This window comes from Kitasatospora sp. NPDC093558, from assembly GCF_040683475.1.
Classification (GTDB): domain Bacteria; phylum Actinomycetota; class Actinomycetes; order Streptomycetales; family Streptomycetaceae; genus Kitasatospora.
Genome location: NZ_JBFBDY010000743.1, coordinates 1 through 2,771 on the forward strand (window position 1 = coordinate 1; position 2,771 = coordinate 2,771).

3 protein-coding genes and 1 pseudogene are annotated in these 2,771 nt (G+C 72.2%); 3 read left to right on the forward strand and 1 reads right to left on the reverse strand.

Features of this window, described 5'->3' with window-relative positions; all coding sequences use genetic code 11:
• The first annotated feature begins 166 nt into the window (after nt 1-166).
• The 3 genes and pseudogenes from AB0O00_RS34590 (at nt 167) to AB0O00_RS34600 (ending at nt 948) form a co-directional block, all read left to right on the forward strand.
• Nucleotides 167-514, forward strand: a complete 348-nt coding sequence (locus AB0O00_RS34590) for a VOC family protein (protein ID WP_363658609.1) — start codon at nt 167-169, stop codon at nt 512-514.
• A gap of 43 nt (nt 515-557) precedes the next feature.
• A pseudogene (locus AB0O00_RS34595) lies at nt 558-701 on the forward strand (transcriptional regulator); the annotation flags it as partial.
• 34 nt (nt 702-735) lie between these two features.
• Entirely contained in the window at nt 736-948 is a 213-nt protein-coding gene (locus tag AB0O00_RS34600) for a DUF397 domain-containing protein (protein ID WP_363658611.1), read from the forward strand.
• A gap of 8 nt (nt 949-956) precedes the next feature.
• Here AB0O00_RS34600 and AB0O00_RS34605 read toward each other — a convergent pair.
• A partial coding sequence (locus tag AB0O00_RS34605; protein WP_363658613.1) for an ATP-dependent helicase C-terminal domain-containing protein occupies nt 957-2,771 on the reverse strand: 1,815 nt, incomplete at its 5' end.

Below are 2,771 nucleotides of genomic sequence, written 5' to 3' on the forward strand. Positions count from 1 at the left end.
TGGCCGTCCCGCAGGCGGGCGACGGCGGGCGGCACCAGGGTGGAACTCGCGGTCGGGAAGGACACCAGCCGCACCCGTCCGGCGCCAGCCACGCCGGGCTCAGAACAACGACTGCGAGAGGCCCAACGGTTTTGACCACGGACCCTGACGGACGAGGTACTCCAGCATGCCGATAACGATCAACTCAGTGGTCGCGCGACAGCGCGTCGACGACCTGGAAGCGGCCATCCCCTTTTACGAGCGGTTGACCGGCGAGGCCGCCGACCGCTTCGACTTCGCCGGTGTGCGCCTGGCGAGCGTCGGGCCCTTCCTTCTGTTCTGCGGTCTGGACGAGGCAGTGCGCAGGGTCGCCCAGGTGAGTGCCACCCTGGCGGTCTCAGATCTGGCCGCCGCCGTCGAAGAAGGCATTGCAGCCGGTGCCACCGTGGTGATGCCAGCGCAACCCACCCCCAACGGCCACCGAGCGGTGCTGCGCCACCCTCACGGTGGCGTGTACGAATACGTCGGCCCCTGAGCTGGCGAGATGAGGGGTCTACGGCTGGGTCGCATAGGAGTTCATGTTCGGAGCCAACGGTCGGACCTGCGTGTACTCCGAAAGCCTTGATCGCGGGCACAGCAGTGATGATCCGGCGATCGTGGCTGCGCATCGCCGCAGTTATGATCTGGCTCACGGGGCGGCACTGTCAGTAGCCGACTCGCTCGCGCTGATCGCTGATGCGCTGAAAGGGTTCAAGGATGACGAGGATCGAGCTCAACGCGACTCTCTGGCGCAAGAGCAGCTACAGCGGAGGCAACGGGGGCGACTGCATCGAGGTGGCCCCCGGATTCCCCGGCCTCGTCCCCGTGCGTGACTCCAAGGACCCGCAGGGGCCCGCTCTCGTTTTCCCGGCCGCTGCCTGGGCGTCCTTCCTCTCCGGTGTGCGGGTTGGTGACTTCTCGGAGCGGTAACTCCTTTGCTACTTCCTCGCGTTGGTGCGGCGGGTGGGCTCTGCTGTGGTCGGGTCTTCGGGCCAGGGGTGACGGGGGTAGCGGCCTCTCAGCTCGGCGCGGACGGCTCGGTAGCCGTCGCGCCAGAAGGACGCCAGGTCTCCGGTGACGGCGGCGGGGCGGCCGGCGGGGGAGAGGAGGTGGATCGTGAGGGGGACGCGGCCTCCGGCCAGGGTGGGGGTGGCTGTCCATCCGAAGAGTTCTTGCAACTTGACTGCCAGTACTGGGCGTTCGGTGGTGTAGTCCACTCGGATTTTTGAGCCCGACGGGATCGTGATGCGTTCGGGGGCGAGTTCGTCCAGACGGCCTGCTTCGCCGGTGGCCCAGGGGAGCAGGCGTTGGAGGGCCGCTGTGGTCTCGATCCTCGCGAGGTCGGCTCGGCGGCGGGCGCGGGAGAGTTCGGGCTCCAGCCACTCCTCCGCGCGTTCGAGGAGGGCGGCATCGGAGACGTCGGGCCAGGGGTCTCCAAGAGCCGTGTGCAGGAAGGCGAGGCGTTCGCGTAGGCCGGATGGGAAGGTCAACAGGGTGCTGATGCCCTCGCGGGTGAGGCCTTCGAGGATGGCGGCGCGGATCAACAGAGGGGCGGGGCGGTCCAGGGGGGATGAGGAAAGCTCGATTGCGCCTAGGGATTCGAGTCGGCGGGAGACGACCTCGCCGCGCCTCGTGTCCCAGTGGACTTCCTCGGCGGTAGTGAGCAGCGCCGCGCCCGCCTGGCGGGCGGTGTCCTCGTCCAGTGCGGCGGCGTGCAGGATGCGTGCCGAGTGTGAGCCCGCCGGGCGGTCGGCGACCGCTACGGCGAGCCACGGCAGCGCGCCCAGCGTCGTGCCGGGGGCCAACTCGGCGGCCGTCCCGGAGGCCATCAGGTACGGGCTGCGCTCGCCGGGGGCCGGCTTCTCGACCCGCGCGCGGGCGATGCGTTCGGGGAAGGCGAGCGCCACGACCAGGCCTGCGGCGGTCGTGTCGGGTAGCCGAGTAGCAGGTTCGGAACCAGCAGCTCGCTCCAGGCGGCGGACCTCCTCGCGCCACCGGCCCGCGTAGGGGTCCTTGGAGGACCGGACCAGCCGCCACACCGCCCCGAGGTCGTCGCCGAGCGCGCGCGGCGGCTCCTCGGACAGGAGGGCGACCACCTCGGCGGCCCGTCGGGCACCGACGGCGGGAGCGCCGTCGACCAGCGCGCGCCCCAGCCGCGGGTGCAACCCCGTGCGGGCGAGGCGGACCCCGCGCGCCGTGGCCCGGCCGTCCGAATCGACGGCGCCCAGCGCCTGGAGCGTCTGCCGGGCGGCGGCCATCGCCCCCGTCGGGGGCCGGTCGGGCAGGGCGAGGCCGGTGGCGTCCGGGTCGCCCCAGCAGGCGGCCTGGAGGGCGAACGGGGTGAGGTCGGCGAGCGCGATCTCGGGCGTGGGGAAGCGGGCGGCCAGGGCGTCCTCGGCCTCCGCCCAGCACCGGTAGACGGCGCCGGGGGCCTCGCGGCCCGCACGGCCGGCCCGTTGCCGGGCGGCGGCAAGCGAGGCGCGGACGGTGACCAGGCCGGCCAGGCCGCGGGCGTGGTCGGTGCGTGGCTCGCGGGCGAGTCCGGCGTCGACCACCACCCGTACACCCGGCACGGTGAGGGAGGACTCGGCCACGGCGGTGGCGAGCACGACGCGCCGGCCCTCCCCGGCAGAGAGCGCGGCGTCCTGGACGGACTGCGGGGCACGGCCGTGCAGTTGCAGGACGTCTGCGGACAGGTCGCCCAACTGCCCTGCCACCCGGGCGATTTCGCCGACACCAGGGAGGAAGCAGAG

Bases quoted from the DNA above. Each gene is read 5' to 3' on its own strand.
- AB0O00_RS34590 (WP_363658609.1), top strand. From the start codon at position 167: ATGCCGATAACGATCAACTCAGTGGTCGCGCGACAGCGCGTCGACGAC.
- AB0O00_RS34600 (WP_363658611.1), top strand. From the start codon at position 736: ATGACGAGGATCGAGCTCAACGCGACTCTCTGGCGCAAGAGCAGCTAC.